This window comes from Kitasatospora sp. NPDC056446, assembly GCF_042796115.1.
In the GTDB taxonomy this organism is placed as follows: domain Bacteria; phylum Actinomycetota; class Actinomycetes; order Streptomycetales; family Streptomycetaceae; genus Kitasatospora.
Genome location: NZ_JBHTRF010000007.1, coordinates 76,425 through 99,767, shown reverse-complemented (window position 1 = coordinate 99,767; position 23,343 = coordinate 76,425). Strand labels below are relative to the sequence as shown.

22 protein-coding genes are annotated in these 23,343 nt (G+C 73.7%); 14 read left to right on the top strand and 8 right to left on the bottom strand.

Annotation, left to right across the window (positions count from 1 at the left end):
• Window positions 1-12 precede the first annotated feature (12 nt).
• Window positions 13-687, top strand: coding sequence for a response regulator transcription factor (locus ACFQ6N_RS07055; RefSeq protein ID WP_380647450.1), 675 nt, complete (start codon window positions 13-15; stop codon window positions 685-687).
• Window positions 684-1,835: a sensor histidine kinase gene (locus tag ACFQ6N_RS07050; RefSeq protein ID WP_380647449.1), complete on the top strand. Its 1,152-nt coding sequence runs from the start codon at window positions 684-686 to the stop codon at window positions 1,833-1,835. Before ACFQ6N_RS07055 ends, ACFQ6N_RS07050 begins: the two co-directional genes overlap by 4 nt.
• A gap of 118 nt (window positions 1,836-1,953) precedes the next feature.
• Here ACFQ6N_RS07050 and ACFQ6N_RS07045 read toward each other — a convergent pair whose 3' ends face one another.
• The 3 genes from ACFQ6N_RS07045 to ACFQ6N_RS07035 all read right to left on the bottom strand — a co-directional run bounded on the left by ACFQ6N_RS07045 (window position 1,954) and on the right by ACFQ6N_RS07035 (window position 7,671).
• Complete coding sequence (locus ACFQ6N_RS07045; protein ID WP_380647448.1) at window positions 1,954-3,057, bottom strand: NADH:flavin oxidoreductase/NADH oxidase; 1,104 nt, start codon at window positions 3,055-3,057, stop codon at window positions 1,954-1,956.
• A gap of 155 nt (window positions 3,058-3,212) precedes the next feature.
• On the bottom strand, window positions 3,213-6,059 hold the full coding sequence (locus tag ACFQ6N_RS07040; RefSeq protein ID WP_380647446.1) for an ATP-binding protein: 2,847 nt from the start codon (window positions 6,057-6,059) through the stop codon (window positions 3,213-3,215).
• A 229-nt stretch (window positions 6,060-6,288) separates the two neighbouring features.
• Window positions 6,289-7,671 carry an MFS transporter gene (locus tag ACFQ6N_RS07035; protein WP_380647445.1) on the bottom strand — a complete coding sequence of 461 codons (1,383 nt, stop codon included), beginning with the start codon at window positions 7,669-7,671 and terminating at the stop codon, window positions 6,289-6,291.
• Between the two features lie 369 nt (window positions 7,672-8,040).
• Between ACFQ6N_RS07035 and ACFQ6N_RS07030 the strand changes: the two genes are divergently transcribed.
• Window positions 8,041-8,601: an NUDIX hydrolase gene (locus tag ACFQ6N_RS07030; protein WP_380647444.1), complete on the top strand. Its 561-nt coding sequence runs from the start codon at window positions 8,041-8,043 to the stop codon at window positions 8,599-8,601.
• Between the two features lie 82 nt (window positions 8,602-8,683).
• Here the strand turns inward: ACFQ6N_RS07030 and ACFQ6N_RS07025 are convergent, their stop codons facing one another.
• Window positions 8,684-9,478, bottom strand: a complete 795-nt coding sequence (locus ACFQ6N_RS07025; protein WP_380647442.1) for a GntR family transcriptional regulator — start codon at window positions 9,476-9,478, stop codon at window positions 8,684-8,686.
• Between the two features lie 404 nt (window positions 9,479-9,882).
• Between ACFQ6N_RS07025 and ACFQ6N_RS07020 the strand changes: the two genes are divergently transcribed.
• The 3 genes from ACFQ6N_RS07020 to ACFQ6N_RS07010 are packed head-to-tail and all read left to right on the top strand — an operon-like array spanning window position 9,883 to window position 10,539.
• Entirely contained in the window at window positions 9,883-10,092 is a 210-nt protein-coding gene (locus ACFQ6N_RS07020; protein ID WP_380647440.1) for a DUF397 domain-containing protein, read from the top strand.
• A gap of 12 nt (window positions 10,093-10,104) precedes the next feature.
• Entirely contained in the window at window positions 10,105-10,317 is a 213-nt protein-coding gene (locus ACFQ6N_RS07015) for a DUF397 domain-containing protein (protein ID WP_380647439.1), read from the top strand.
• 9 nt (window positions 10,318-10,326) lie between these two features.
• Window positions 10,327-10,539, top strand: a complete 213-nt coding sequence (locus ACFQ6N_RS07010) for a DUF397 domain-containing protein (RefSeq protein WP_380647438.1) — start codon at window positions 10,327-10,329, stop codon at window positions 10,537-10,539.
• Between the two features lie 65 nt (window positions 10,540-10,604).
• On the opposite strand, the gene ACFQ6N_RS07005 is transcribed toward ACFQ6N_RS07010, so the two are convergent.
• Window positions 10,605-11,093 (bottom strand): NUDIX domain-containing protein, encoded by a 489-nt coding sequence (locus ACFQ6N_RS07005; RefSeq protein WP_380647437.1) that lies wholly within the window; start codon window positions 11,091-11,093, stop codon window positions 10,605-10,607.
• A 47-nt stretch (window positions 11,094-11,140) separates the two neighbouring features.
• Entirely contained in the window at window positions 11,141-11,401 is a 261-nt protein-coding gene (locus ACFQ6N_RS07000; RefSeq protein WP_380647436.1) for a hypothetical protein, read from the bottom strand.
• A gap of 139 nt (window positions 11,402-11,540) precedes the next feature.
• Here ACFQ6N_RS07000 and ACFQ6N_RS06995 point away from each other — a divergent pair, with 139 nt between their 5' ends.
• From ACFQ6N_RS06995 to ACFQ6N_RS06980, 4 genes are all read left to right on the top strand, one after another.
• Complete coding sequence (locus ACFQ6N_RS06995) at window positions 11,541-12,371, top strand: helix-turn-helix domain-containing protein (protein WP_380647435.1); 831 nt, start codon at window positions 11,541-11,543, stop codon at window positions 12,369-12,371.
• Window positions 12,368-12,580, top strand: coding sequence for a DUF397 domain-containing protein (locus ACFQ6N_RS06990; protein WP_380647434.1), 213 nt, complete (start codon window positions 12,368-12,370; stop codon window positions 12,578-12,580). The genes ACFQ6N_RS06995 and ACFQ6N_RS06990 overlap by 4 nt, the downstream gene beginning before the upstream one ends.
• 202 nt (window positions 12,581-12,782) lie before the next feature.
• Window positions 12,783-12,980 (top strand): DUF397 domain-containing protein, encoded by a 198-nt coding sequence (locus ACFQ6N_RS06985; protein ID WP_380647432.1) that lies wholly within the window; start codon window positions 12,783-12,785, stop codon window positions 12,978-12,980.
• Between the two features lie 10 nt (window positions 12,981-12,990).
• The gene (locus ACFQ6N_RS06980; protein WP_380647430.1) at window positions 12,991-13,203 is read left to right on the top strand and encodes a DUF397 domain-containing protein; all 213 of its coding nucleotides are present in this window, start codon (window positions 12,991-12,993) and stop codon (window positions 13,201-13,203) included.
• A gap of 72 nt (window positions 13,204-13,275) precedes the next feature.
• Here ACFQ6N_RS06980 and ACFQ6N_RS06975 read toward each other — a convergent pair whose 3' ends face one another.
• Together ACFQ6N_RS06975 and ACFQ6N_RS06970 are read right to left on the bottom strand one after the other, a co-directional pair.
• Window positions 13,276-13,998: a heparin lyase I family protein gene (locus ACFQ6N_RS06975; RefSeq protein WP_380647429.1), complete on the bottom strand. Its 723-nt coding sequence runs from the start codon at window positions 13,996-13,998 to the stop codon at window positions 13,276-13,278.
• Between the two features lie 153 nt (window positions 13,999-14,151).
• Window positions 14,152-15,540: a uracil-xanthine permease family protein gene (locus ACFQ6N_RS06970; RefSeq protein ID WP_380647428.1), complete on the bottom strand. Its 1,389-nt coding sequence runs from the start codon at window positions 15,538-15,540 to the stop codon at window positions 14,152-14,154.
• Between the two features lie 311 nt (window positions 15,541-15,851).
• Between ACFQ6N_RS06970 and ACFQ6N_RS06965 the strand changes: the two genes are divergently transcribed.
• The 4 genes from ACFQ6N_RS06965 to ACFQ6N_RS06950 all read left to right on the top strand — a co-directional run bounded on the left by ACFQ6N_RS06965 (window position 15,852) and on the right by ACFQ6N_RS06950 (window position 23,282).
• Complete coding sequence (locus ACFQ6N_RS06965; protein WP_380647426.1) at window positions 15,852-19,058, top strand: BTAD domain-containing putative transcriptional regulator; 3,207 nt, start codon at window positions 15,852-15,854, stop codon at window positions 19,056-19,058.
• 121 nt (window positions 19,059-19,179) lie between these two features.
• Window positions 19,180-19,665 carry a hypothetical protein gene (locus tag ACFQ6N_RS06960; protein WP_380647425.1) on the top strand — a complete coding sequence of 162 codons (486 nt, stop codon included), beginning with the start codon at window positions 19,180-19,182 and terminating at the stop codon, window positions 19,663-19,665.
• Window positions 19,662-19,961 carry a hypothetical protein gene (locus ACFQ6N_RS06955; protein WP_380647423.1) on the top strand — a complete coding sequence of 100 codons (300 nt, stop codon included), beginning with the start codon at window positions 19,662-19,664 and terminating at the stop codon, window positions 19,959-19,961. Before ACFQ6N_RS06960 ends, ACFQ6N_RS06955 begins: the two co-directional genes overlap by 4 nt.
• A 201-nt stretch (window positions 19,962-20,162) precedes the next feature.
• Window positions 20,163-23,282: a phosphocholine-specific phospholipase C gene (locus ACFQ6N_RS06950; RefSeq protein WP_380647421.1), complete on the top strand. Its 3,120-nt coding sequence runs from the start codon at window positions 20,163-20,165 to the stop codon at window positions 23,280-23,282.
• Window positions 23,283-23,343 lie beyond the last annotated feature (61 nt).

Sequence of the window (23,343 nt, the reverse complement as noted above, 5' to 3'; positions counted from 1 at the left end):
GGAGAACAGCGCGTGCGGGTCCTGGTGGTGGAGGACGAGATCTACCTCGCCGAGGCGGTCCAGGCCGGACTGCGGCTGGAGGCGATCGCCTGCGACATCGTCACCGACGGCGACGCCGCGCTGGAGCGCCTGGCCGTCCACAGCTACGACGTCGTCGTCCTCGACCGGGACATCCCCGGCACCCACGGGGACGACGTCTGCCGCACCATCGTGCGGCTCGGCCTGGGCTGCCGCGTCCTGATGCTGACCGCCGCCGCCCGCCTGGGCGAGAAGGTCGCCGGCTTCGAGCTCGGCGCCGACGACTACCTCACCAAGCCCTTCGACCTCGCCGAACTCGTCGTCCGGCTGCGCTCCCTGGCCCGCCGCCCGGCCCAGGCGGCCCCGCCCGTCCTGGAGTACGCCGGGCTGCGCCTGGACCCCTTCCGCCGCGAGGTCTACCGGGACGGCCGCTACGTGGCCCTGTCCCGCAAGCAGTTCGCCGTCCTGGAGGTCCTGATGACGGCGCGCGGCGGCGTCATCAGCGCGGAGGACCTGCTGGAACGCGCCTGGGACGAGAACGCCGACCCCTTCACCAACGCCGTCCGCATCACCATCTCCGGCCTGCGCAAACGCCTCGGCCACCCCTGGGTGATCCAGACCGTGCCCGGCGTCGGCTACCGCCTCGGCGACGAGGACACCCCCCGGTGACCGCCGCTCCCGGCCCGCGCAAGCGCCCCCGCCGCCTCACCGCCCGGATGCGCCTGACCCTCAGCTACACCCTCTTCGCCGTCGCCGCCGGCGCCCTGTCCCTCGCCGTGGTCTACGTCGGCATGCGCTACATCCCCAACTACCCCCTGACCTCCTCCAACCCGCGCTACCGCTCCGACGCCCCCTCCCGCCAGCAGATCCTCGACTCCCTGCTCGCCGCCGGCGGCTACGCCCTCGCACTGATGACCGCCGTCGGCCTGGTCGGCGGCTGGCTGATCGCCGGCCGGGTGCTGCGCCCGCTCCAGGACATCACCCGCGCCGCCCACCGCGCCGCGAGCGGGGCGCTGGAGCACCGCATCGCCCTCACCGGCCCGCGCGACGAGTTCACCGAACTCTCCGACGCCTTCGACGAGATGCTCGAACGCCTCCAGCGCTCCTTCGAGGCCCAGCAGCGCTTCGCCGCCAACGCCTCCCACGAACTGCGCACCCCGCTGGCGATCACCCGCACCATGCTCCAGGTCGCCGCCGCCGACCCGGGCGGCCAGGACTGGGGCGTCCTCGTCACCCGCCTCCAGGACACCAACCAGCGCGCCATCGAGACCAGCGATGCCCTGCTCCAGCTCGCCGACCTCGGCCACGCCCCGCCCGACCTCGCCCCCACCGACCTCGCCGCCGCCACCCGCGAGGCCCTGGCCGCCGTCCGCGACGAGGCCCGGGCCCTCGGCGTCACCCTCACCGCCGACCTGCGCCCCGCCCCGACCACCGGCAGCCCCGTCCTGCTGCGCCAGGCGGCCGCCAACCTGCTGCACAACGCGCTGCGCCACAACCTGCCGGCCGGCGGCAGTGCCACCGTCACCACGGGGGCCGATCCCGAGCGGCCCGGCCGGGTGCGCCTCACCGTCGCCAACACCGGCCCCCTCCTCACCCCGGAGGCGGTGGCCACCTTCACCGAACCGTTCCTGCGCGGGCGCGGGCGCACCGCCGGGACGGACCCGGCCCGCCGGGGCCACGGGCTGGGCCTGACGATCGTGGCGGCCGTCACCGAGGCCCACCACGGGGAACTGCGCCTGGCACCCGCCCCGGACGGCGGCCTGCACGCCACCCTCACCCTGCCCGAGGCCCCGCCGGGGGCCGCGCCCGCCGGCTGACGGGCCGTCCCGCCGCGTCCCGCCGCGTCCCACCCCGCAGGAAATCCTTCGGCCCGGACCCCCTGAAATGGCATCACACGCCCGGCCCGAGCCGAAAGATCTCCTGCCAGCCGGCCCGTCAGGAGCGGTGGTACTGGACCGGGCCGGCGACCTCGGCGCCGAGCTCGGCGGCCGCGTGGCGGGCCCAGTACGGGTTGCGCAGCAGCTCGCGGCCGAGCAGCACGGCGTCGGCCCGGCCCTCGGCGAGGACGGCCTGGGCCTGGGCGGGCTCGGTGATCAGGCCGACGGCCGCCACCGGCAGCCCGGTCTCGCCGCGCACCGCCTCGGCGAAGGGCACCTGGAAGCCGGGCGCGGCCTCGATCAGGGCGTCGGGGACGAGGCCGCCGGTGGAGACGTCGAGCAGGTCCACGCCGTGCGCCCGCAGCTCCTTGGCGAGGCGGACGGTGTCCTGCGAGGTCCAGCCCTCGCGGGCGTCCTGCGGGTTCTCGGTGAGCCAGTCGGTGGCGGAGACGCGGAAGAAGACGGGCAGGTCCTCGGGCCACACCGCGCGCACCGCGTCGACGACCTCCAGCGCGAAGCGGATCCGGCCCTCGAAGGAGCCGCCGTAGCCGTCGGTGCGGCGGTTGGTGTGCGGGGAGAGGAACTGGTGCACCAGGTAGCCGTGGGCGCCGTGGATCTCGGCGACCCGGAACCCGGCGTCCAGGGCGCGCCGGGCGGCGTCGGCGAACTGCCGCACGATCTCGCCGATCTGCTCCCCGGTCAGCTCGTCCGGCGTGCTGTGGGCGGGGGAGAAGGCCTCGCTGCCGGGGCCGACCGGGGTCCAGCCGTGCTCCTCGTCGGCGGCGAGGGGGCGCCCGCGGTCGACCCAGGTCCGCTCGGTGGAGGCCTTGCGCCCGGCGTGGGCGAGCTGGATCCCGGCGACGGTGCCCTGGGACTCCAGGAAGGCGGTGATCCGGCGGAACGCCGCGACCTGCTCGTCGTTCCAGATCCCGAGGTCGTACGGGCTGATCCGGCCCTCGGGGCTGACGGCGGTGGCCTCCGTGATGATCAGCCCGGTGCCGCCGGCGGCGCGGGCGGCGAGGTGGGTGAAGTGCCAGTCCGTCGGGACACCGGCCCCGGGCCCGTCCGGTGCGGCGCTGTACTGGCACATCGCCGCCATCCAGACCCGGTTGGGGATGGTCAGCGACCGCAGGGTGTACGGGGTGAAGAGGGTGGTGCTCATGTTCGGACTCCCGGTGGGTCGGCGGCGCCTGGGCGAGGGGCGCACCCGCAACTCGTTGCAGCTGCAACTTATGATCTTAAAGATAGTTGCGCGCGCAGGCATCTGCAAGGGTCGCCCTCGGCCCGCGCCCACCGGGTCGCCCTCGGCCCGCGCCCTCAGCCCGCGCCCACCGGGCCGCCCACCGAACCGCCCACCGGGCCGCCCACCGACCCCAGCAGGCCGCGCGCCCGCGCGGCCAGGCCGTCGGCGGCGCACCGGTCGGCCAGCTCCAGCCCCCGGGCCAGCGCGGCCCGGCCGCCCGCCGCCCCGCCCGCCGCGCCGCCCAGCGCCTCACCCAGGTCGACCAGGGCCAGCGCGTGCTCGTACCGGGCCGGCGAGCGCTCCAGCCGCCCGACCGCCTCCGTCAGCAGCCCGACCGCGCGCCGCCCCCCGTGCACCCCGGCGCACAGCCGCAGCGCGCTGCCGACCGCCGAGTCCGTCCCGGACTCCCGGGCCCGGCGGACCGCCTCCTCGGCCAGGTCCCGGGCCCGCTCCGGCTGCTCCCCGGCCACCGCGCGCGCCAGGTGCCCCAGCCACGGCGCCCACACCGTGTTGCGCCACCCCCGCGCGTCCAGGACCGCCCCGGCGGCGGCCAGCGCCGCCGCCGCGCCCGCCGTGTCGCCCCGGGCCAGCAGCAGGCGCCCGTACAGCGTCGGCGCGTCCGGCAGCACCATCACCGTCGGGTACGGCGGGCCGTAGGCGTGCCCGCGCGCCAGCTCCAGGGCCTCCGCCAGCCGCCCCCGCGCGGCCACGGTCTCGGCCAGCGCCCCGACCGCGTCCCAGTGCAGCGGGATGCCGGGGCCGATCCGCTCGGCGATGCGCAGGGCCCGGCGCAGGTAGTCCTCCGCGGCGGCCAGGTCGCCGCAGCGGAACCGGAGCATGCCGGTCAGCAGGTAGGCGAAGCCGAGGTGGCCCCCGCTCCACCCGGCGACCTCGTAGGCGCGCACCGCCTCGCCGAACAGCTCCTCCGCCCGGTCCGCCCGGTCGGCGTACAGGTAGCTGATGCCCAGGATCCCGGGCAGCTCGAAGCCCCAGGTGGTGTTCGTCCAGCCGAGGCTGCGGGGCAGCCGCCCGCCCGGCAGCGCGGACTCGGCCAGCGCGATCGCCTCCGCGCGGTCCACGCCCCGCAGCGTCAGGTCCCAGCAGCGCAGCACCGCCACCGCGTGGGACAGCCCGTCGCGCGCGAACACCGCCGCGCCGCCAGCCGCCGCCCCGGCCCCGGCATCGCCACCGCCACCGGCACCGCCGCCATCGCCATCGCCGCCGGCATCGGTGTCGCTGAAGGCCAGCCCGACCGTGCCCAGCATCCGGTCGAACTCCGCCAGCCGCCGCGAACGCCCCGGGCCGTCCTCGTCCTCGGAACGGAACGCCGAGAACATGAAGTGCGCCACCTCCAGGCGCAGCCGCCCCGGCCCCGGCCCGGTGCGCGCCGCCTCCTCGGCGCACAGCGCGGCGGCCTCGCCGACCCGGTTGCCGTGGGCGAGGGCCTGGGCGAGCCGGAAGACCGCGTCCACCCGCAGTTCGGGCCCCAGCCCGTACGGGTCGGCGAGCGCCAGGCGCAACTGGTTGACCGTCGTCGCCGGGTCGGTGAGCAGCGCCGAGCAGCCGAGCTCGTAGAGCACCGGGGCCCGGTCCCGGTCGGCGGGCGGCTCGCTGATCGCCCGGCGCAGGCAGCGCTGCGCCGCCTCGGGCGCGCCGATGGCCAGGTGCTCGCGGGCCGCCCGGCGCAGCTTGTCGACGATCGCGCCGTCCCCCTCGGGCAGGATCTCCAGCAGGTGCCGGGACGCGGCGAGCAGGCCGAGGCCGGCGTTCTCCAGCTCGACGGCGGCGACCCCGTGCATCCCGGTCCGGGTGGAGGGCGGCATCGACTGGTAGACCGAGGTGGCGACCAGCGGGTGGACGAACTCCAGCCGGCCCGCCGGGGTGCCGGTCAGCACCCGGTGGCGGCGCAGCTCCCGTACGGACTCGGCGGCGGCCTCCGGGCCCTGGGCGCAGATGGCGGCGGCGAGGTCGGGGCGGATGTCGGTGTCCAGCACGGACGCCGCCCAGGCGAACCGCAGCGCGCTGGGGCCGAGCCGCCCCACCCAGTGCCGCAGGGTCATCCCCCGTGCGGTGGCGGCGAGTTCGCGCAGCTGCCCGCTGCTCTCCTCGACCGGGTCGAGCCGCTGGTCGGCGACCTCGCGCAGCAGTGCCGCGGTCTCGTACGGGTTCCCGCCGGTGACCGCCCAGACGTGCCGGCAGAAGGCGTCCTCGGCCTCCTCGCCGAGGGCCGCGCGCACCAGGTGCGCGACCGAGGCGGGCTGGAGCGGGCGCAGTTCGTGCCGGCGGTCGGCCCGCTCGGCGAGGCCGTGCTGCAGTGCCAGGGCGTCGTCGGGGAACTCGTCGCGGCAGGCGAGCACCAGCAGGGCCGGCAGCTCCCGGACGCGCAGCGCGAAGCCCGCCAGCCAGCCCAGCGACTCCGGGTCCGCCCAGTGCAGGTCGTCGACGAGCACCGCCAGCGGGGAGCGCAGCTGCACCAGGCGGGTGAGGACGAAGTCCAGCCCGTCCCGCACCCCCTGCGGATCGAGCTGCCCGCGCGGCGGCCGCAGTCCCGCCGCCGGGCCGACCACGTCCTCCCACGGCCCGAAGACCCGGGCCCGCTCCTCCTCGGACAGCGCCGCCAGCACCGGGCGCACCAGCTGGCGCACCACGTGGAACGGCTCGTGGCACTGCCGCTGCCCGCCCCGGGCGAACAGCACCGTGCAGCCCGCCCGCCGCGCCGCCCGCCGCACCTCGGCCAGCACCGCGGTCTTGCCCAGCCCGGCCGCGCCCGTGTACAGCAGCAGCTCCCCGGCCTCGGCGCCGTCGGGTGCGGTGAGCTGCCCGATCGCCCGGTCCGCCGAGCGGATCTCGGCCTCCCGCTCGTGCAGCGCCGTGCGCTCGCTCCCCGCCCCACCGCCGCCGACGGGCTTCGCCTCGGTCACCTTCGCCTCCAATTCACCGTGCCGGAACGGTCGTTGAGAAGCCGACGGTACTGCCGCCCGGCCGCCTCCGGTACGGGCTTGACAAAGTCGCGGGGCACCCCGGGAGGGGGAGGGGGAGCGCCGGGCCCGGCGCCGGACGCGGGCCGGCCTCCCGGGTCCCCGCGGTGGGGGCGTCCGGGAGGCCGGCGGCGGTCGGCCGGCGCGGGTCAGCGCGCCGGCGGGGTGCGGGTCAGCGCACCGGCTGCGGGACGCGCGGGGCCGGGACGGTGCGCGCCGGGCCCTTGGCGGCGGCCGGCGAGGCGCCCAGGGCGGTGCCGCGGGTCTCCTCCGCCCACAGCACGCACACCAGCAGCCCCAGGGCGGTGGCGCCAGCCGCGATCAGCATCGTCGGGCCGGTGCCGAGCCCGGTCAGGGACAGCGGCAGCAGGTAGGTGCCGACGGCCGCGCCGATCCGGCTCACCGAGGTGGCCACGCCCACGGCGGTGGCCCGGATCTCGGTGGGGAACAGCTCATTCGGGTACGTCCAGTCGAGCACGTTGGGCCCGCCGCACAGGAACGCGTACGCGCACAGCGCCAGCAGGGCGACGGCGGCCGGGGCGGTGGGCCACACGCCCAGCAGGGCCAGCGGGACGGTCATCAGCGCGAACGACCAGATGATGACGGGCCGGCGGCCGCGGGTGTCGATCAGGCGCAGCGCCGGGTAGCAGCCCAGCAGGAAGACCATGCTGATCAGCCCGGTGCCCAGGGTCTCCATCACGGTGCCGCCCGGCATGCCGAAGGAGGACAGGATCTGCGGGCCGAAGGTGAGCATCGCGAACAGCGGGCCGACCTGGAAGAGGAAGAACAGCCCGCAGAACAGGGTGCGGCGCCGGTAGGGCGGGGTCATCAGCAGCCGCAGCCCGGCGGGCCGGCCGGCCTCGGCCGGGTCGGGCATCAGCTCGCGGCCGTCGACCCGTACGCCGAGGTGCTTCTCGACCACGCGCACCGCGTCGCCGACCCGCCCGTTCGCGGCCAGCCAGCGCGGCGACTCCGGCGAGCCGCGGCGGATCACCAGGAACACCACGCACAGCACCGTGGAACTCGCGAGCATCCACCGCCAGCTGCCCGGGCCGGCCAGCTCCAGGAACAGGTAGCCCACCACGTAGGCGAGGACGGAACCGGCGTACCAGGCGATGATCTGCTTGCCGAGCAGGCGTCCGCGCTGCTTGGCGGGCAGCCACTCGGCGAGCAGCGAGGTCGCGATCGGGTAGTCGGCGGCCACGGCCATGCCGAGCACGAAGCGCAGCACGGTGATCGCCCACACCGAGTCGACCCAGAACGAGAGCACCGAGCAGGCGACCATGACGAGCAGGTCGGCGGTGTACATCACCTCCCGGCCGATCTTGTCGGTCAGCACGCCGAACAGGGCGCCGCCGACGAACATGCCCACCAGGGCGGCGGCGCCGATCAGGCTGACCTCCGCGGTGGACAGTCCGAGCTCGGGACGCATCCCGATCAGGGCGACGCCGACGATGCTCAGGATGTAGCCGTCCAGCAGCGGCCCACCGGAACAGGCGAGGGCCAACCTGCGGTGGAAGGCGGTATACGGGGCGTTGTCGATGGTCTGGGACATGTACTTGGGGTCCTCCGGAGCGTACGGCGGCGGGCACTCCCGCTTCCATGCGCCGGGTAGACGGCAGGAACGACGCCGCCCGGCGGACGGCGCCGCCGCCCGATCACAGCGGGCGACCGTCCACGGTTGCCCGGGTACGCAGGGGTCACCACCGGGCCGAAGGTCGACCGGATTCATGCCCAAGGTCCCGAAGCGGACAGGCCCTCCGCCCGTGCCGATCACGCCCTTGCCCAGTCCCACCCCGGCCTGCGGCCGCCCGGAGCCCCGAAAACACGGGAGGGGTGACCCTTCTCACTCCGGGCCCCTCACCGGCTCCTTCCCCTGTGGCCCGCATCACACCGGCACCCCCGGGCCCGTACAGTCCTGGCCATGACCGACACCACCGCGCCGTGGCACGAGATCGAACGCACCACCGTCTTCAGCAAGTTCGGCCGGTCCGTCGACCGTGTCGACTTCGAGCTGCCCGACGGACGCAAGGAGGACTTCTACCTCAAGCGTGAGCGCCCGGCCGGCGCGGTGCTCGCCCTCACCCCCGACCGGCACGTCATCCTCGCCCGCCAGTACCGCCCCGGCCCCGACCGCGTGCTGTACGAACTGCCGGGAGGCGTCATCGAACCCGGAGAGCGGGCGGCGGACGCCATCGCCCGGGAACTACTGGAGGAGACCGGCTACCAGGGCGAGGTCCACGCGGCCGGACGGTACTGGCACGACGCCTACTCCGACGCCCTGCGCCACGCCTTCTTCGCCACCGACTGCGTCAAGGTCGCCGAACCGCGGCCGGAGCCGACCGAGTTCATCGAGGTCGTCACCCTCGCGCTGGACGAGTTCCGCACCCGCGTGCTCCGCCGAGGCGAGCTGACCGACGCCGCCGCGGCCTACCTCGCCCTGGACGCGCTGGACCTCCTGCGGCCCGGAGGAAGCGCGGCCTGATCGGCGTCGGCTCGTCGCGGCGGGCTCTTTTTTGACGAATCATCATATACAGATCGCCGCTTGGCGGGCCTTCTGCATCCGGCTACACCGTCGGATCGGTCGGGCGGTTTCCGGGCCATTCGGCCGTGGGGTGACGGGTGATCGGGTAGCCGATCTCGTACTCGTCGGCCCGCATGCGGGTGTCGTTGACCTCGACGATGGTTCCGTCGGGGCTCGTCGCGATGCGGATGATCCGCAGCAGCGGTGTGCCCTTGGGGGCCTGGAGGGCGGTGCTCTCGTCCGGGGTCGGCATGCGGGAGGTGATGGTCTCGTGCCAGGCCAGGGGCCCGTATCCGAGCTCACGTTCCAGGATGTCGTAGATGCCGCCGGGGCCGGTGTCCGCTTGGGCGAGCCGGGTGCCGCGCGCGACGGCGGCGGGCAGGTAGCTGGTTGCGAGCTGGGTGGGCTGACGGTTGTCCGGGGAGCCCATGAGGCGGTCTCGGACCAGGACATCCGCGTTGGGCGCGAGGTCGAGGAGGGCGCAGAGGTCGCGCGGTGCCGGCGCCCAGGTGATGGTGGGTTTGCGCAGAGCGACCCAGGGCTGGGCGGCGGGATCGAAATAGTAGCCGCGTTCGTCCCGGAGTACCTGCCGGACGCGGGAGAGCCGTCGGCGCTGCGGAAGGCTCCGTACGACGGTGCCGCGGCGGCGGACGACCTCGACCAGGCCCTCGGCTTCGAGGACGGCGATCGCCTCGCGGGCGGTCTGCTTGGAGATGCCGTACTCCTCGGCGAGGTCGGCGATCCTGGGCAGGACCGTACCGGGCGGGTACAGGCCGTTGACGATGCCGGTGCGCAGGTCGTCGGCAAGCTGACGGTAGTGGGCGGGCGGCTTCTCCACGGAGCTCTCTTCCGGTCGGTGATTTCGGCGTCAGGCCGGTCTCGATATTAGAGCTAGAACTAACTGTGTGTGATCAGCTGCGCACGGTCCGTTGTTTCGCTCTCGGGGCTCACCGGTGGCACGCCTACGGGCTGTCACCCCGTGGTACTTCAACCCGATCGGCACCGGCCCCGAGCTGCGCCACACCAAACGACTTCGCCAGCAGCGTCGCGGGGTCGACTTCCTGGGCAGGCGGAGGGTTGCCTCAGGGGGCGGGTGGGCCGAGCGTCGCGCCCCGGATGTGACGCATCGGCAGTGAAGTTCGGCGGCGGCCCCCCTCGGGAGCCGCCGCCGTCCTACGCTGGATCCGAGGTCGACGGTGGCTTCACCCGATGCGATCGCGCACGCTGCCCGAAGGGAATCCCATGACTGATCTCGGCCCGACTACCGCTTCGTGGGTGAAGTCGACGTACAGCCAACAGGGCGGCAACTGCCTGGAGATCGCACGCGGCCCCCGTGAACTGGCGCTCGTCCGCGACTCCAAGGACCCCCACGGTCCTGTCCTCGTCTTTCCGGCCGGGGCCTGGAAGTCGTTCGTCGCCACTGTCCGCAGCGGCGAGTTCGGTGGCAGTTGAGAGAGGAGCGTCGTGATTTCTTCTGTTGATCTGACCGGAGCCGGGTGGCGCAAGAGCACGTACAGCAACAACGGGGGCAACTGCGTGGAGGTGGCCCCGGGCTTCCCTGGCGTGATGCCCGTCCGTGATTCGAAGGACCCGGACGGGGCAGCGCTGGTCTTCCCGGTTGAGGCCTGGGTGTCGTTCGTTGCTGTTGTCCGCAGCGGCGAGTTCGGCGAGGTGTGAGGGGGCGTCATGACCGACCGACGAGATCTGTCCGGTGCCGCATGGTTCAAGAGCACCTACAGCAACAACGGGGGCAGTTGTGTGGAGGTGGCACCCGGCTTCCCCGGTGTGATGCCCGTCCGTGATTCCAAAGACCCGGACGGGCCGGCCCTGGTCTTCGCCGGCGAGGCCTGGGAGTTCTTTGTCGCTGCCGTCCGCAGTGGCGAGTTCGGCGAGGTCTGAGCCGGGGGCCCGGGCCGCGCTCGTGGCGGTCCGGGCCCGTCCGCGTCGCCGGCCGGGGCTTCTGATCAGCCGACCGGGACCGGGACGCCCCGGACGAGGAGCGGGAGGCCGGCGCCGTGCTCCCACGCGTCCCAGGCGTCCTCGACCCGACGGCACTGGTCCTCCGCCATGGCCTCGCGCAGCTTCGCCTGCGGCACCCAGTGGAGGCCGCGGATGTCGGCCGGCGGCTGGTGCCGGTGGACGATCCCGGCCTGCCGGGGCGTGATCATCCCGCCCGCGTACACGAAGTCGAGGCCCTCGGGGAACTCGGCCGCCGGCACGTAGTCGACCGTGAGGATCGTGCGCAGCGGCAGGACGAGCCCAGTCTCGGTTTCGAGGTGGCGGCGGGCCGCGAGGTGCGGCAGCTCGTCCTGCTCGGCGCTGCCGCCGGGCAGGGTCAGCCCGTTCCTGTGGACGCGATCGACGAGGAGGACGGAGAACTCGTCCGACCCGTCGGGGTCTTCGAGCAGGGCGAAGACCTGCTGGCCCGACTGCCGGCCGGGAGGCCTGCCCATGATGCGGTTCCTGCTCAACTCTGCTCCAGATGTGAGGAATTCGGCGGTCACAGCGGCCATCCGCTGAAGGGTCGGCGGCGCGGCTTCCCGCAGGTACCGGGCGCGGTCTCCCTCGGGTCGAGCGAGCGGATCACCCCCAGTTCGACCCGCCACTCGGGACCGGTCGCACCCAGCGGGCGAAGCACCGCCTTCCCGAAGGCCACCTCCACGAAGACGCCCTCGCGCGGTTTCCCGTTCTCCGGACAGCTGAAGTCACGTACCACTTCGTGGAGTTGGAACCATGTGTCGCGATTCTGGGCGTCAGGCATGGGGATCTCCGAAGGTTGCGCTGCGCTTCCGGTGGATTACCGGGTGTAGCCATGGTGGCGTGATTGCCTCTACTATCGGAAGGCTTTCCCACTTGACAGTTTCTTCTTGTGGCATTCGCTTGGCGATGGAGGTCTGACGATGCGTGAGTCCAAGCTGGATCCGTCGGCTTCGCCCCTCAAGGCGTTCGGGGCCCAACTACGCAGGCTGCGTAAGGCAGCAGGCCTGACGCAGGCCCAACTCGGCAGGCGGACGCAGCTGAGTGATAGTCAGATTTCGAACCTCGAAAGAGGGACGCGCAATCCCACGCTCGAATGGGTTCGTAGCGCTGACAAGGCTCTTGATGCCGGTGGAACACTCGAACTGACGTACTGGACTCTCAGTGGGTCATCGTTGCTGGAAGGGTTCCCCGAGTACGCGCAGCAAGAGGCGAAAGCTCATGGCATCTCCCACTTCGAGCTGGGCATCCTGCCTGGCCTGGTCCAGACGATGGAGTATGCCAACGCCTTTGCGTCGGCAGCCGTACGGCGCGGCAGTATCACCGAGGAACAGGCCGTAGATCGACTCGACTTCCTCGCCGCGCGGCAGAAGCTGCTTGACCGGCGGCCGGCGCCGCGCCTGCACTTCGTTCTGGATGAAGGAGCTCTCCTGCGAACGGTGGGAGGGCCCAAGGTGATGGCGCGGCAGCTGGCGCATCTTGAAGACCTTGCGAGTCGTCCGAACGTCACGATCCAGGTGGCGCCGTTCTCGCTCGCGGAAGAGCTGCCGTTCACCATGATGGTCACGTTGCTGACTCTGGCGGATCGAACGATCCTGGCATACTCGGAGTGCCAGTTGCGTGGCTTCCTCTCGCGGGATGCTGATACCGCTCAGGCCTGGGATCGGGACTACCATCAGCTCCAGGTGGAAGCGCTGTCGAAGGCTGCGTCACTGGAGAAGATCCGCAAGCAAGGCGTGAGAGGAACGTCATGATTCCCCCTGTAGACCTGTCCGGCGCCGCATGGTTCAAGAGCAGTTACAGCAACAATGGCGGGTCTTGCGTTGAGGTGGCTCCTGACTTCCCCGGTCTTGCCCCCGTCCGTGACTCGAAGGACCCTCAGGGCCCGGCCCTGGTCTTCCCGTCCGATGCCTGGGCGTCGTTCGTTGCCGCCGTCCGTAGCGGCGAGTTCGGCGAGGTCTGACCCGCAGTCCTGACAGCCGCAGGCCCAGGCCGCTCCCACGCGGTCCGGGCCTGCGGTGTGGTGGGCTGGGCAGGTGGCTCTTGGCTTTGGCCAGGGCATAGGTGGGTAGGGAAGCCGGCAAGCGCGATCGACTCCAGGTCGACGCGCTCAGCCAACCGGATACTTTGGCCTGGATCCGGAAGGCACGGAAGGAAACTGGACCATGCATGACCCAACGGGCGCCAAGTGGCGCAAGAGCACCTATAGCAACGGTGGGGGCGGCTGCATCGAGGTAGACGACGCGCACCCGGGCAGGGTCCGTGACTCGAAGGACCCTCAGGGCCCGGCTCTCGTCTTTCCGTCCGATGCCTGGGCTTCGTTTGTTGCCGCCGTCCGCAGTGGTGAGTTCGGCGTGGTCTGAGAGGAACGGCATGACTGATCGCATGGACCTGGCCGGCGCCGCATGGTTCAGGAGCAGCTACAGCGGCAACGGTGGGCAGTGTGTCGAGGTGGCTTCCGGCTTCCCGGGCCTGCTGCCTGTCCGTGACTCCAAGGACCCTCAGGGCCCGGCCCTGGTCTTCCCGTCCGATGCCTGGGCGTCGTTCGTCTCCGCTGTCCGTAGCGGCGAGTTCGGCGAGGTCTGACCCGCAGTCCTGACAGCCGCAGGCCCGGGCCGCTCCCACGCGGTCCGGGCCTGCGTCCTTCGTCCACGCGCCTTATGAGCCGGCGGTGGCCGCTTCCAGGGTGGTGGCCATGATCGGGCTGGTGAAGGTGTTCGTCGCGTCGCCCGTGGAGGGGTGGTACGAGCCCCACTTCAGGTAGTTGCGGTCGCCGTCCCAGGTGGTGCCCTTGAAGGTGCCCGAACCCGTGTTGAAGGTCTGCTTCTTGCCGTCGAACCAGAAGTCGATGGTGCCGTCGGTCCGTCCCAGGCGGATCTTCAGCGCGTACGAGTGCCACTGCCCGTTCACCGTCGGCGCGGTCCACAGCGTGTGCGACACGTGCGCGGTGTCCCACTCCTGCAGCCGGATGCGCCCGTCGGTGGCGTCGATCTCGATGGGGTGGTTGGCCGTGTCGGTGCTCGGCGAGCACTTCAGCTGGAAGACGTACCGGCTGTTGGAGTCCTTGATGTCCACCTTGGACGACCAGCCGAGGTAGAACGTGTCCCCGTTCTTCAGGTCGGGGCCGACGGTCTCGCAGCGCTCCTCGCCGGCGGCCTGGTAGGCCCGCCACACCTTGCCCTTGGCGGTGTCGTTGACGACCTTGAAGTTCCCGGAGGCGCACTGCACGGCGGGGAAGGAGGACGCCCCCTTGCTGGTGCTGGGGGTCCACAGGACCTGGCCTGCCGCGCTGCTGGGGGTCACGGTGGCCCAGGAGAGCGCGAGCACGGCGGTGGCCACGCTTCCGTACGCGAGCTTGCGGCGGTCGGACAGAAGGGACATGCCTCTCCCGGGGTCGAGTGGGCGGTCGATGGGGCGACGTGGATGTACGCAGCGATTCGACCACCGACCGGGCCCGCGAACCAGGCGGAAACACCGGCGGAAGTAACCCGGGTCACTTCCGCCGATGTACCGCCGGGCTGTCCCGAGGGTCCGTCAGCTGCCGTCCCCGGCCTGCTTGTCGTACGAGGAGGTGCCCTCGTCCAGCAGTGGTTCCTGCGTCTTGAGGTGCGCGGGGGCCAGGGCCCGCAGCGCGTGGTAGCCGGTGATGACGACCAGGGTGCCCAGCGCGATGCCGCTGAGGGTGAAGGTGTCGGTGAACTTCATCGTCACGTTGCCGACGCCGATGATGATGCCCGCCGCGGCCGGCACCAGGTTGAGCGGGTTGCGCAGGTCGACGCCGGACTTGGTCCAGATCTGCGCGCCGAGCAGGCCGATCATGCCGTACAGGATGACGGTGATGCCGCCGAGCACCCCGCCGGGGATGGCGGCCACGATCGCGCCGAACTTCGGGCAGAGGCCGAACAGCAGGGCGAAGCAGGCCGCCGCCCAGTACGCGGCGGTGGAGTAGACCCGGGTCGCGGCCATCACGCCGATGTTCTCGGAGTACGTGGTGTTCGGGGGGCCGCCGACGGCGGTGGAGAGCATGGAGGCGACGCCGTCCGCGGAGATCGCCGTGCCGAGCTTGTCGTCCAGGTTGTCCCCGGTCATCTCGCCGACGGCCTTGACGTGCCCGGCGTTCTCGGCGACCAGCGCGATCACCACGGGCAGCGCGACCAGGATCGCGGACCACTGGAACGAGGGGCCGTGGAAGGTGGGCAGGCCGATCCAGTCCGCCTTGCCGACGCCCGACAGGTCCAGGCGCCAGTGGTCGGTCAGGTGCCCGCTCGCGTCCACCGAGTGGATCTTCCCGAAGACCCGGTCGAACAGCCAGGAGATCCCGTAGCCGAAGACCAGTCCGAGGAAGATCGCGACCCGCGACCAGAAGCCGCGCAGGCCGACCACGGCCAGTCCGGTGAAGAGCATCACCAGCAGCGCCGTCCACTGGTCCTGCGGCCAGTAGGTCGACGCCGTCACCGGGGCCAGGTTGAAGCCGATCAGCATGACGACCGCGCCGGTGACGATCGGCGGCATCGCCGCGTGGATGATGCGCGCCCCGAACCGCTGGACCGCCACCCCCACCAGGAACAGCGCGACGCCCACGACGAACACCGCGCCGGTCACCGTCGCGCTGCTGCCGCCCTGCGCCCGGATCACCGCGGCGACGCCCACGAAGGACAGCGAGCAGCCCAGGTAGCTGGGCACCCGGCCGCGGGTGGACAGCAGGAAGATCACGGTCGCCACGCCGGACATCATGATCGCGAGGTTCGGGTCGAGGCCCATCAGCACGGGCGCCACGAAGCTCGCCCCGAACATCGCCACCACGTGCTGGGCGCCGAGCCCTGCCGTGCGGGGCCAGGAGAGCCGTTCGTCGGGGCGGACGACCGCCCCGGGCGCGGGCGTGCGCCCGTCACCGTGCAGCTTCCAGCGCACGCCGAGATCCATGGTGAGGTATCGCTTTCTCTGTACTTCCGAAGAACCGTCCGCACCATTCTCGTGGCCGCGGGGTGTCCGGGCGGCCACCCGCCCAGCCCGTGAGCTGCGGGGACGTGTGGTAGCCCGGCCGCCGTGGCCCGCAGCCCGGGGGAGTGGCGCCGCCGCCCGCCCGCTGCCGTGCCACCGCAGGGGCGGTGCCGTGCGTATCCGGAACGGCCCGGATGTCACCCGGGCGCCACCTGGGTGTCACCCAGGCGACGCCCTGTGATCGACGGGTCGCCTACTGTCATATGCTTGTCAGATCAAATGGGGGGCGCGTTTTGGATTTCCGACTGCTGGGCTCGGTGGCCGCGGTGGCCGCAGACGGCCGGGAGCTGCCGCTCGGATCGGCCAAGCGCCGCAGCCTGCTGGCCATGCTGCTGCTCAACCCCGACGCGCCCGTCACCGTCGACCGGCTCACCGAGACGCTCTGGGACGAGGAACCGCCCCGGCACTCGCGCACCGTCATCCACAACCACGTCTCCGGCCTGCGCGCGCTGCTCGCCGCGCACGGCGCACCCGCCGTCGGCGTCGAGCTGCTCACCGACGGCGGCGCCTACCGGCTGCGGGTACCCGACCTCGCGGTGGACACCGACCGCTTCGAACGCCTCGCCTGCTCCGCCCGCTCGCTGCCCGACGGCGAGGCCGTCGCGGCCCTGCGGGAAGCCCTCGCGCTGTGGCGCGGCCCCGCGCTCGCCGGCACCGCGCCCAGCGTCCCGCTGCAGTGCGCCGCCCACGCCCTGGAGGAGCTGCGGCTCGCCAGCGTGGAGGAACTGGCCCGCGCCCACGGCCGGCTCGGCGACCACGGCGCGGCGGCCGGCGTGCTCTCCACCGAGGCCGCCATGAACCCGCTGCGCGAACCGCTGGTGGCCGCGCTCGTCCTGGCCCTCGGCCGGGCCGGGCGGCGCTCGGAAGCCCTGGACTGGTTCCACCGCACCCGCCGGGCGCTGGCCGAGGAACTGGGCATCGACCCCGGCCCCGAACTCGTCGAGGCCTACGACTCCCTGCTGCGCACCCCCGCCGCCTCCCTGCGCTCCGACCGGGTCCCGCCCCCGCGGGTGCCCACCGTCGGCGGCCTGGCCTCCGTCCCCGACCCGCAGCCCGCCCCGGCGACGGCCCCCGGCACGGCCCTGGCGGCGGCTCCCGCACCGGCCCCCGGCACGGCCCTCGCCCCGGCTCCCGAGCCGATCGCGGCGCCCGTCCGCGTACCCGCCACCGCCGGGCCGTCCGCACCCACCGCCCCCGCCGGCCCGCCCACCGCCGTGCCCGCCCCCGCCGCCCCGCCCACCGCCGTGCCCGTCCCCGCCCCGGCAGCGCCCGCACCGCCCGCCGCCGCACCGCCCGCCCCCGCCGCCGCACCGCCCGCACCCCCCGCCGCCCGCGCGCCGCGCGGCACCCCCTGGCCCTTCCCCCGGCGCCCCCGCGGCTTCTCCGGCCGGGAGGACGCCCTGGCCGCGCTCGACCGGGCCGCCGCCGCCCCCGGTGCGATCGCCGTCGTCACCGGCGGCGCGGGCATCGGCAAGACCACCCTGGCCGTCTACTGGGCCCACCGCCGCCAGGACGACTTCCCCGACGGCCGCCTGTTCGTCGACCTCTGCGGCCACAGCCCGCTGCCCGAACGCTCCACCCCCGCCGTCCTGCGCGAGCTCCTGCTCGGCCTCGGCCTGCCCGCCGAACAGATGCCGACCACCCCCGAGGCGCTGGCCGCCCGCTACCGCGACCTGACCGCCGACCGCAGGATGCTCATCGTCCTGGACAACGCCCGCCGCTCCGACCAGGTCCGCCCGCTGCTGCCCGACGGCGACGACTGCGTCACCCTGGTCACCAGCCGCGACCGGCTCGGCGGCCTGGTCGCCTCCGACGCCGCCCGCCCCGTCCCGCTCGCCGAACTGTCGCCCCCGCAGGCCGTCACCCTGCTCGCCGCCACCCTCGGTGCCGACCGGGTCGCCGCCGAACCCGAGGCCGCCGCCCGGCTGGCCGGCCTGTGCGACGGCCTGCCCCTCGCCCTGCGCCTCGCCGCCGCCCGCGTCGCCACCGGCCCGGCCCGCGACCTCGCCGCGCTCGCCGACGAACTGGCCGACGAGCAGGGCCGGCTGGGCATCCTGGACGTGGAGGACACCAGCGTCGCCGCCGCCCTGGCCCTGACCGTCCACCACCTCTCCGAACCCGCCCGCCGGATGTTCCACCACCTCGGCGCCCACACCGGCACCACCCTCGACGGCCGCACCGCCGCCGCCCTCGCCGACTGCCGCTTCGACGAGGCCTCCGCCGCGCTCGGCCAACTCGCCACCGCCCACCTGCTCGTGGAGATCGGCCGGGACTCCTACACCCTGCACGACCTCGTCCGCCTCTACGCCCGCAGCCTGCCCGGCGACACCGACGAGGACGTGCTGCCCCGGCTGCTCGACCACCTCCTGAGCACCCTCATCGCCGCCTGCGACGCCGCCGAGCCCGGCAGCGAGCCCTGCTGCGCCCTGCCGCCCGGCAGCCGGCGCCCGGCCGAGGTGCGCCCCTTCCCGGACCGGGACAGCGCGCTCGCCTGGTACGCCGGCGAACGGGACACCCTGCGCGGCGCGGTCGAGGCGGCCGTCGCCGCGGGCCTGCACGGCCGGGCCTGGCGCCTGGCGCTGCTCCAGTGGCCGCTGATCGTGTGGCAGGTCCGGGACGGCTGGGTGCCGCTGCTCGAACACGGCCTGGCCGCCGCCGAGGCCGACCGGGACCCGGCCGCCCAGTCCCGCGCCCGCGCCCTGCTGGGCTGGGTCCTGCTGGAGGAGGGCCGCCACGAACAGGCCCTCGTCCACCTGGAACGGGCCCCCGACCTCGCCGCTCTGGCCGGGGACGGCACCGCGCAGTCCGTCGCCCTGATGAACCTGGCCGTCGCCCTCGGCCGCTACGGCCGCAACGCCCGGGTGCGCGGCCTGCTGATCCGCGCCCTGGACCTGGCCGAACGGGCCGACCGCGCCGACCTGGTGGCCCTCGCCCGCCAGCACCTGGCCCACGAGTGCCTGACCGCCGGCGCCGCCGAGGAGGCCGTCCAGCACGCCTCCCGCGGCCTGGCCGTCGCCGAGCACCCCTTCCCGGCCGCCCGCCGCGTCCTGCTCCAGACCCTCTACGGGCGCGCCCTCGCCGCCACCGGCCACCCGGAGGAGGCCGTCCTGCACCTCAACGCCGCCGTCCGGGCGGCCCGCGCCGACCGGTTCGCCGAGGGCGAGGCCGCCGCCCTGGCGGCCCTGCACGCCCTGCCGACGACGGCCGGCGCCACGGCGGCCGTGACGGCACCGGCGGCGGTCAGGTCCACCGCGACGGCCACCGCCACCGCCACCATGTCCGCCGCCGCGCCCGTGCCCAGGACCGCCTCCGCGTACGCGCCCTCACCCGCGCCCGCGCCCAGGGCCGCGCCCGCTTCCCCGCCCGCGCACGCGACCGCGTCGGCCGCCGCCCTCCCGTCCCGCCCCGGGACGCCGCCGGGCACCGTCCGCCTGCCGTAAAACGGCCCCCCGCAGGGAAGGTGAGGTCGCGTCAGCCGACGGGGGCAGCGCCGTGTCCGAACGGTTCGCCCGCCCGCGCGCCTGGCGCCCGCCCGCCCGCCGCCCGCCCGAGGGAGCCGCGATGACCGTGCCGCCGGAGTGGAACCGTCAGACCGAACTGCTGGAGCTCTACAAGCTCGCCGTGGAGATGGCCGACCGCGTCTCGGCGCGCCGGGGCACCGCCAACACCTTCTTCCTGTCCGTGCAGACCGCCCTGGTCACCCTGATCGGGTTCGGCATACCCAAGCTCTCCGAGTCCCCGTGGTGGGTGCCGACGGCCGTCGCGCTGGCCGGGATCACCCTGTCCGCGGCCTGGTGGATGCAGCTGCGCAGCTACCGGGACCTCAACGCCGCCAAGTTCGGGGTCATCAACGCCCTGGAGGAGGAGCTCGCGGCCCGGATCTACACCGACGAGTGGGACACCCTCAGGAACGTCTCCCGCGGCGGCCGGTGGCACAAGCACTACACCGAACTCGGCACCACCGAACGGGCCGTGCCGGTGGTGTTCGCGGCAGCCCACCTGATCCTGCTCACCGGCACCCTGGTCACCGGCACACTGGCCCTATGAGCCACCTCGACCCCATCGCCGACCTCATCCGCGCCTGCCTGCCCTCGGAGGCGAGGCCTCCCGCGGGCTCCGACGACCTCTTCCGCATCTACGCCGTCCTGCTCCAGGCCAAGGGCGAGCAGGTCACCGACGAGGACGTCCACAACGCCTGGACCGCCTGGGCCCAGTCCACCGACGACACCCACAAGTCCCTGGTGGCCTTCGACGAGCTCGACGCCCCCACCCGGGCCCTGGACGCCCCCTACACCAGCGCCATCCGCACCGCCGCCCGAAGACTGGGCCATCCCACCGCCTGAGGAGCGCGGCCGGCCCCGAGCTTGATCATCAACCGTCAAGTTGTCTGTACAGCTCGGGGCCCATTGCCGGTCATCGGTTCGTCATCGGACACCACGGCTGCGTCCACCTCGGTCTCGTACACATAACGGGTCTGGCCTGAACCGCATGGCCCGGGCCGGTGTACCGAAGCCCCAGGGTCCGTCAGCAAGGAGCCCCACCCCATGAGTCCGATGCCCGAACTGTCGCGCCGCAGCCTCCTCGGCGGCGCGGCGGCGGCCGCCGTGCTGTCCGCCCTCCCGCTCAGCGTCCAGGAGGCGCTCGCCGCGCCGGCCCGGCCCGGCCGGCTGGCGGACATCCAGCACGTCGTGGTGCTCATGCAGGAGAACCGCGCCTTCGACCACTACTTCGGCACCCTGGCGGGCGTGCGCGGCTTCGGCGACCGGACGGCGGTGCGCGGGGTCGACGGACGCTCGGTGTTCCACCAGCCCGACCCCAGCCGCAAGGAGGGCTACCTGCTGCCCTTCGCGATGAACGCCGCGCACACCAACGCCTACCAGCAGGGCGCGCCCGCCTTCGGCTTCGTCGACTCGATGAACGCCTGGAACGACGGCCGGGCCGACGGCTCCGTCACCCGCCGCTCCTCCGGCTGGCTCGGCCAGGGCTACTACGAGCCCGCCGACATGCCCTTCTACCACGCGCTGGCCTCGGTGTTCACGGTCTGCGACGCCTACTACGCCTCCGTGCAGTGCAACACCAACACCAACCGCGACCACCTGATGACCGGGACCAGCGGCGGCACCGTACGGGACACCCCGGTGACCGACAACACCGAGATCCCCGGCGGCTACGAGTGGACCACCTACGCCGAGCGCCTGGAGAAGGCCGGCGTCAGCTGGAAGACCTACCAGGCGCTCGACAACTTCGACGACAACGCGCTGGCCTGGTTCACCCCCTTCGTCAAGGCCAAGCCCGGCGAGCCGCTGTACGAGCGCGGCATGCGCGCCGTCGGCGACCCGGCGAAGCAGAAGGACCCCTTCGCGATGGGCGACGCCCTGGTGGAGGCGTTCGCCGCCGACGTCCGGGCCGACCGCCTCCCGCAGGTGTCCTGGATCGTCGCCCCCGCCGCGCTGTCCGAGCACGCCGACTACGCGCCGCCGAACGGCGAGCACCTCACCGCCCGGCTGCTGTCCGCGCTCGCCGCCAAGCCCGAGGTGTTCCAGAAGACCGTCTTCATCCTCAACTACGACGAGCACGGCGGCTTCTTCGACCACCAGCTGCCGCCCGTCCCGCCGCCGGCCGCCGGCCGCGGCAAGTCCAACGTCCCGGTCGACGGCGAGGTCGTCGTGCGGGTGGGCAAGGGCGGCTCCACCTACCACCGGGTCGTCGGCCAGGACGGCCGCTGCCGGGTGAAGGCCGCCGACGGCTCGCTCACCTGGTCCGCCACCCTGCCGGCGGGGGAGACCCTCCTCTCCGGCCCGTACCCGATGGGCCTGGGCGTGCGGGTGCCGATGGTCGTGGTCTCGCCGTGGACCCGCGGCGGCGTCGTCGACTCCACCGTCTACGACCACACCTCGGTGCTGCGCTTCCTGGAACAGCGCTTCGGCGTCCAGGAGCCCAACATCAGCGCCTGGCGGCGCTCGGTGTGCGGAGACCTGACCGATGTCTTCGACTTCTCCGGCCGCGACCCCGCCTGGCCGCAGCTGCCCGACACCAGCGGCAACCGGCAGAAGGTCGTCGACACGGGCAAGCTGCCCGCCCCCACCGTGCCCAGCCCGCAGGTCTTCCCGCAGCAGCAGCGCGGCACCCGCACGGCCCGCCCCGCGCCGTACGACCTGCTGGTCAAGCCCCGCCTCAAGGGCGACGAACTGACCGTCGACTTCGTCAACCAGGGCCGCCAGGGCGCCGTCTTCGCGCTCTACCCGGCCCCCGGCGAGGCGCCCCGGTACTACACCGTCGCCGCGAAGAGCCGGCTCTCGGACGTCTGGAAGGTCGGCCCGGCCGGCTACGACCTGCGCGTGCACGGCCCCGACGGCGCGCTGTGGCACCTGCGCGGCGACACCGCCTCCGCCTACGAGGTCTCGCTCTCCGAGGAGGGCGGCGGCAAGGTGCTGGAGGTCGACGTGATCAACCGCTCCCGCACCGCCCAGACCTTCCTGGTCGGCGACCTCGCCTACGGGGACGGGCTGCGCGAGGTCCGGGTCGCGGCCGGCGACGACCGCACCGTCAACCTCGCCGTGGGCCCCGAGGGCTGGTACGACGTCGTGGTCGGCGTCCAGGGCGACCTGGCCTTCCGCCGCCGCATCGCCGGCCGCTTCCCCTGGGACGACCGTACGGTGACCGACCCCGCCCTCGGCCTGGCCGACCCGCTCACCGTGGACGTCGCCCTGGGCGCCGCCTCGGCCACCATCGACGAGCCCGTCCTGCTGCCCGGCCGCCCCGCCAAGGTCACCGCCACCTTCACCGCCACCGCCGCGCTCACCCGCTTCGAGGCGCAGCCGGTCCTCCCGCCCGGCTGGACGGCCACCGCCGTCACCGCGCCGCCCGCCGCCCTGGCCGCCGGAGCCCGCGCCACCGCCGTCTGGGAGGTCACCCCGCCCGCCCAGCTGCCCGCCGGCGCCACCCACCGCGTCCTGGTCACCGCCCGGGCCCTGGCCGGCACCCGCTTCGCCGTCGCCGACGGCGAACTCGCCGCCCGCCCCGCCCCGGCGATGACCGGCCACCTGCTGGACGAGGACTTCGAGTCCCTGGCCGGCGCCCTGCGCCCGCAGGACGGCGTCCTCGGCTGGACGGCCCAGGCCCCCGAGGGCTGGACGGTGGCCAACGCCCCCGGCATGCCCCAGGGCACCGTGCGCCTCCAGGGCTGGACCTTCCACACCAAGCGCGAGTGGTCGGTGCCCGCCGGACAGGACCGGGGCAACTTCACCCGCGCCCTGGGCGTCGTCGCCGTCGCCGACCCCGACGACTGGGACGACACCGGCTCCCCCTCCCGCACCGGCGTCTTCGACTCCACCCTGGTCTCGCCCGCCGTCCCGCTCCCGGCCGGCGCCGACACCCTGTACCTGGCCTTCGACTCGCACTACCGCCAGGAGGCCCCGCAGAAGGCCTCCGTCACCGCCGTGTTCGACAACGGCACGGAAAGCCGCCTGGTCTTCTACAGCTCCGACGCCACCGGCAACGACAACGCCGGCAAGGACGCCCAGAACACCCAGGTCACCCGCCGCTTCGCCGTCCCGGCGGGCGCCCGCTCGGTGACCCTGAAGTTCCGGATGTACGACGCCGGCAACAACTGGTACTGGGCCGTGGACCACATCCGCCTGGACACCCGCCCCCTGGCCGGCTGACCCCCGGTCACCACCGCGGCCCCGACGGCCCCGGCGCTCGCCACCGCGACCGCCGGGGCCG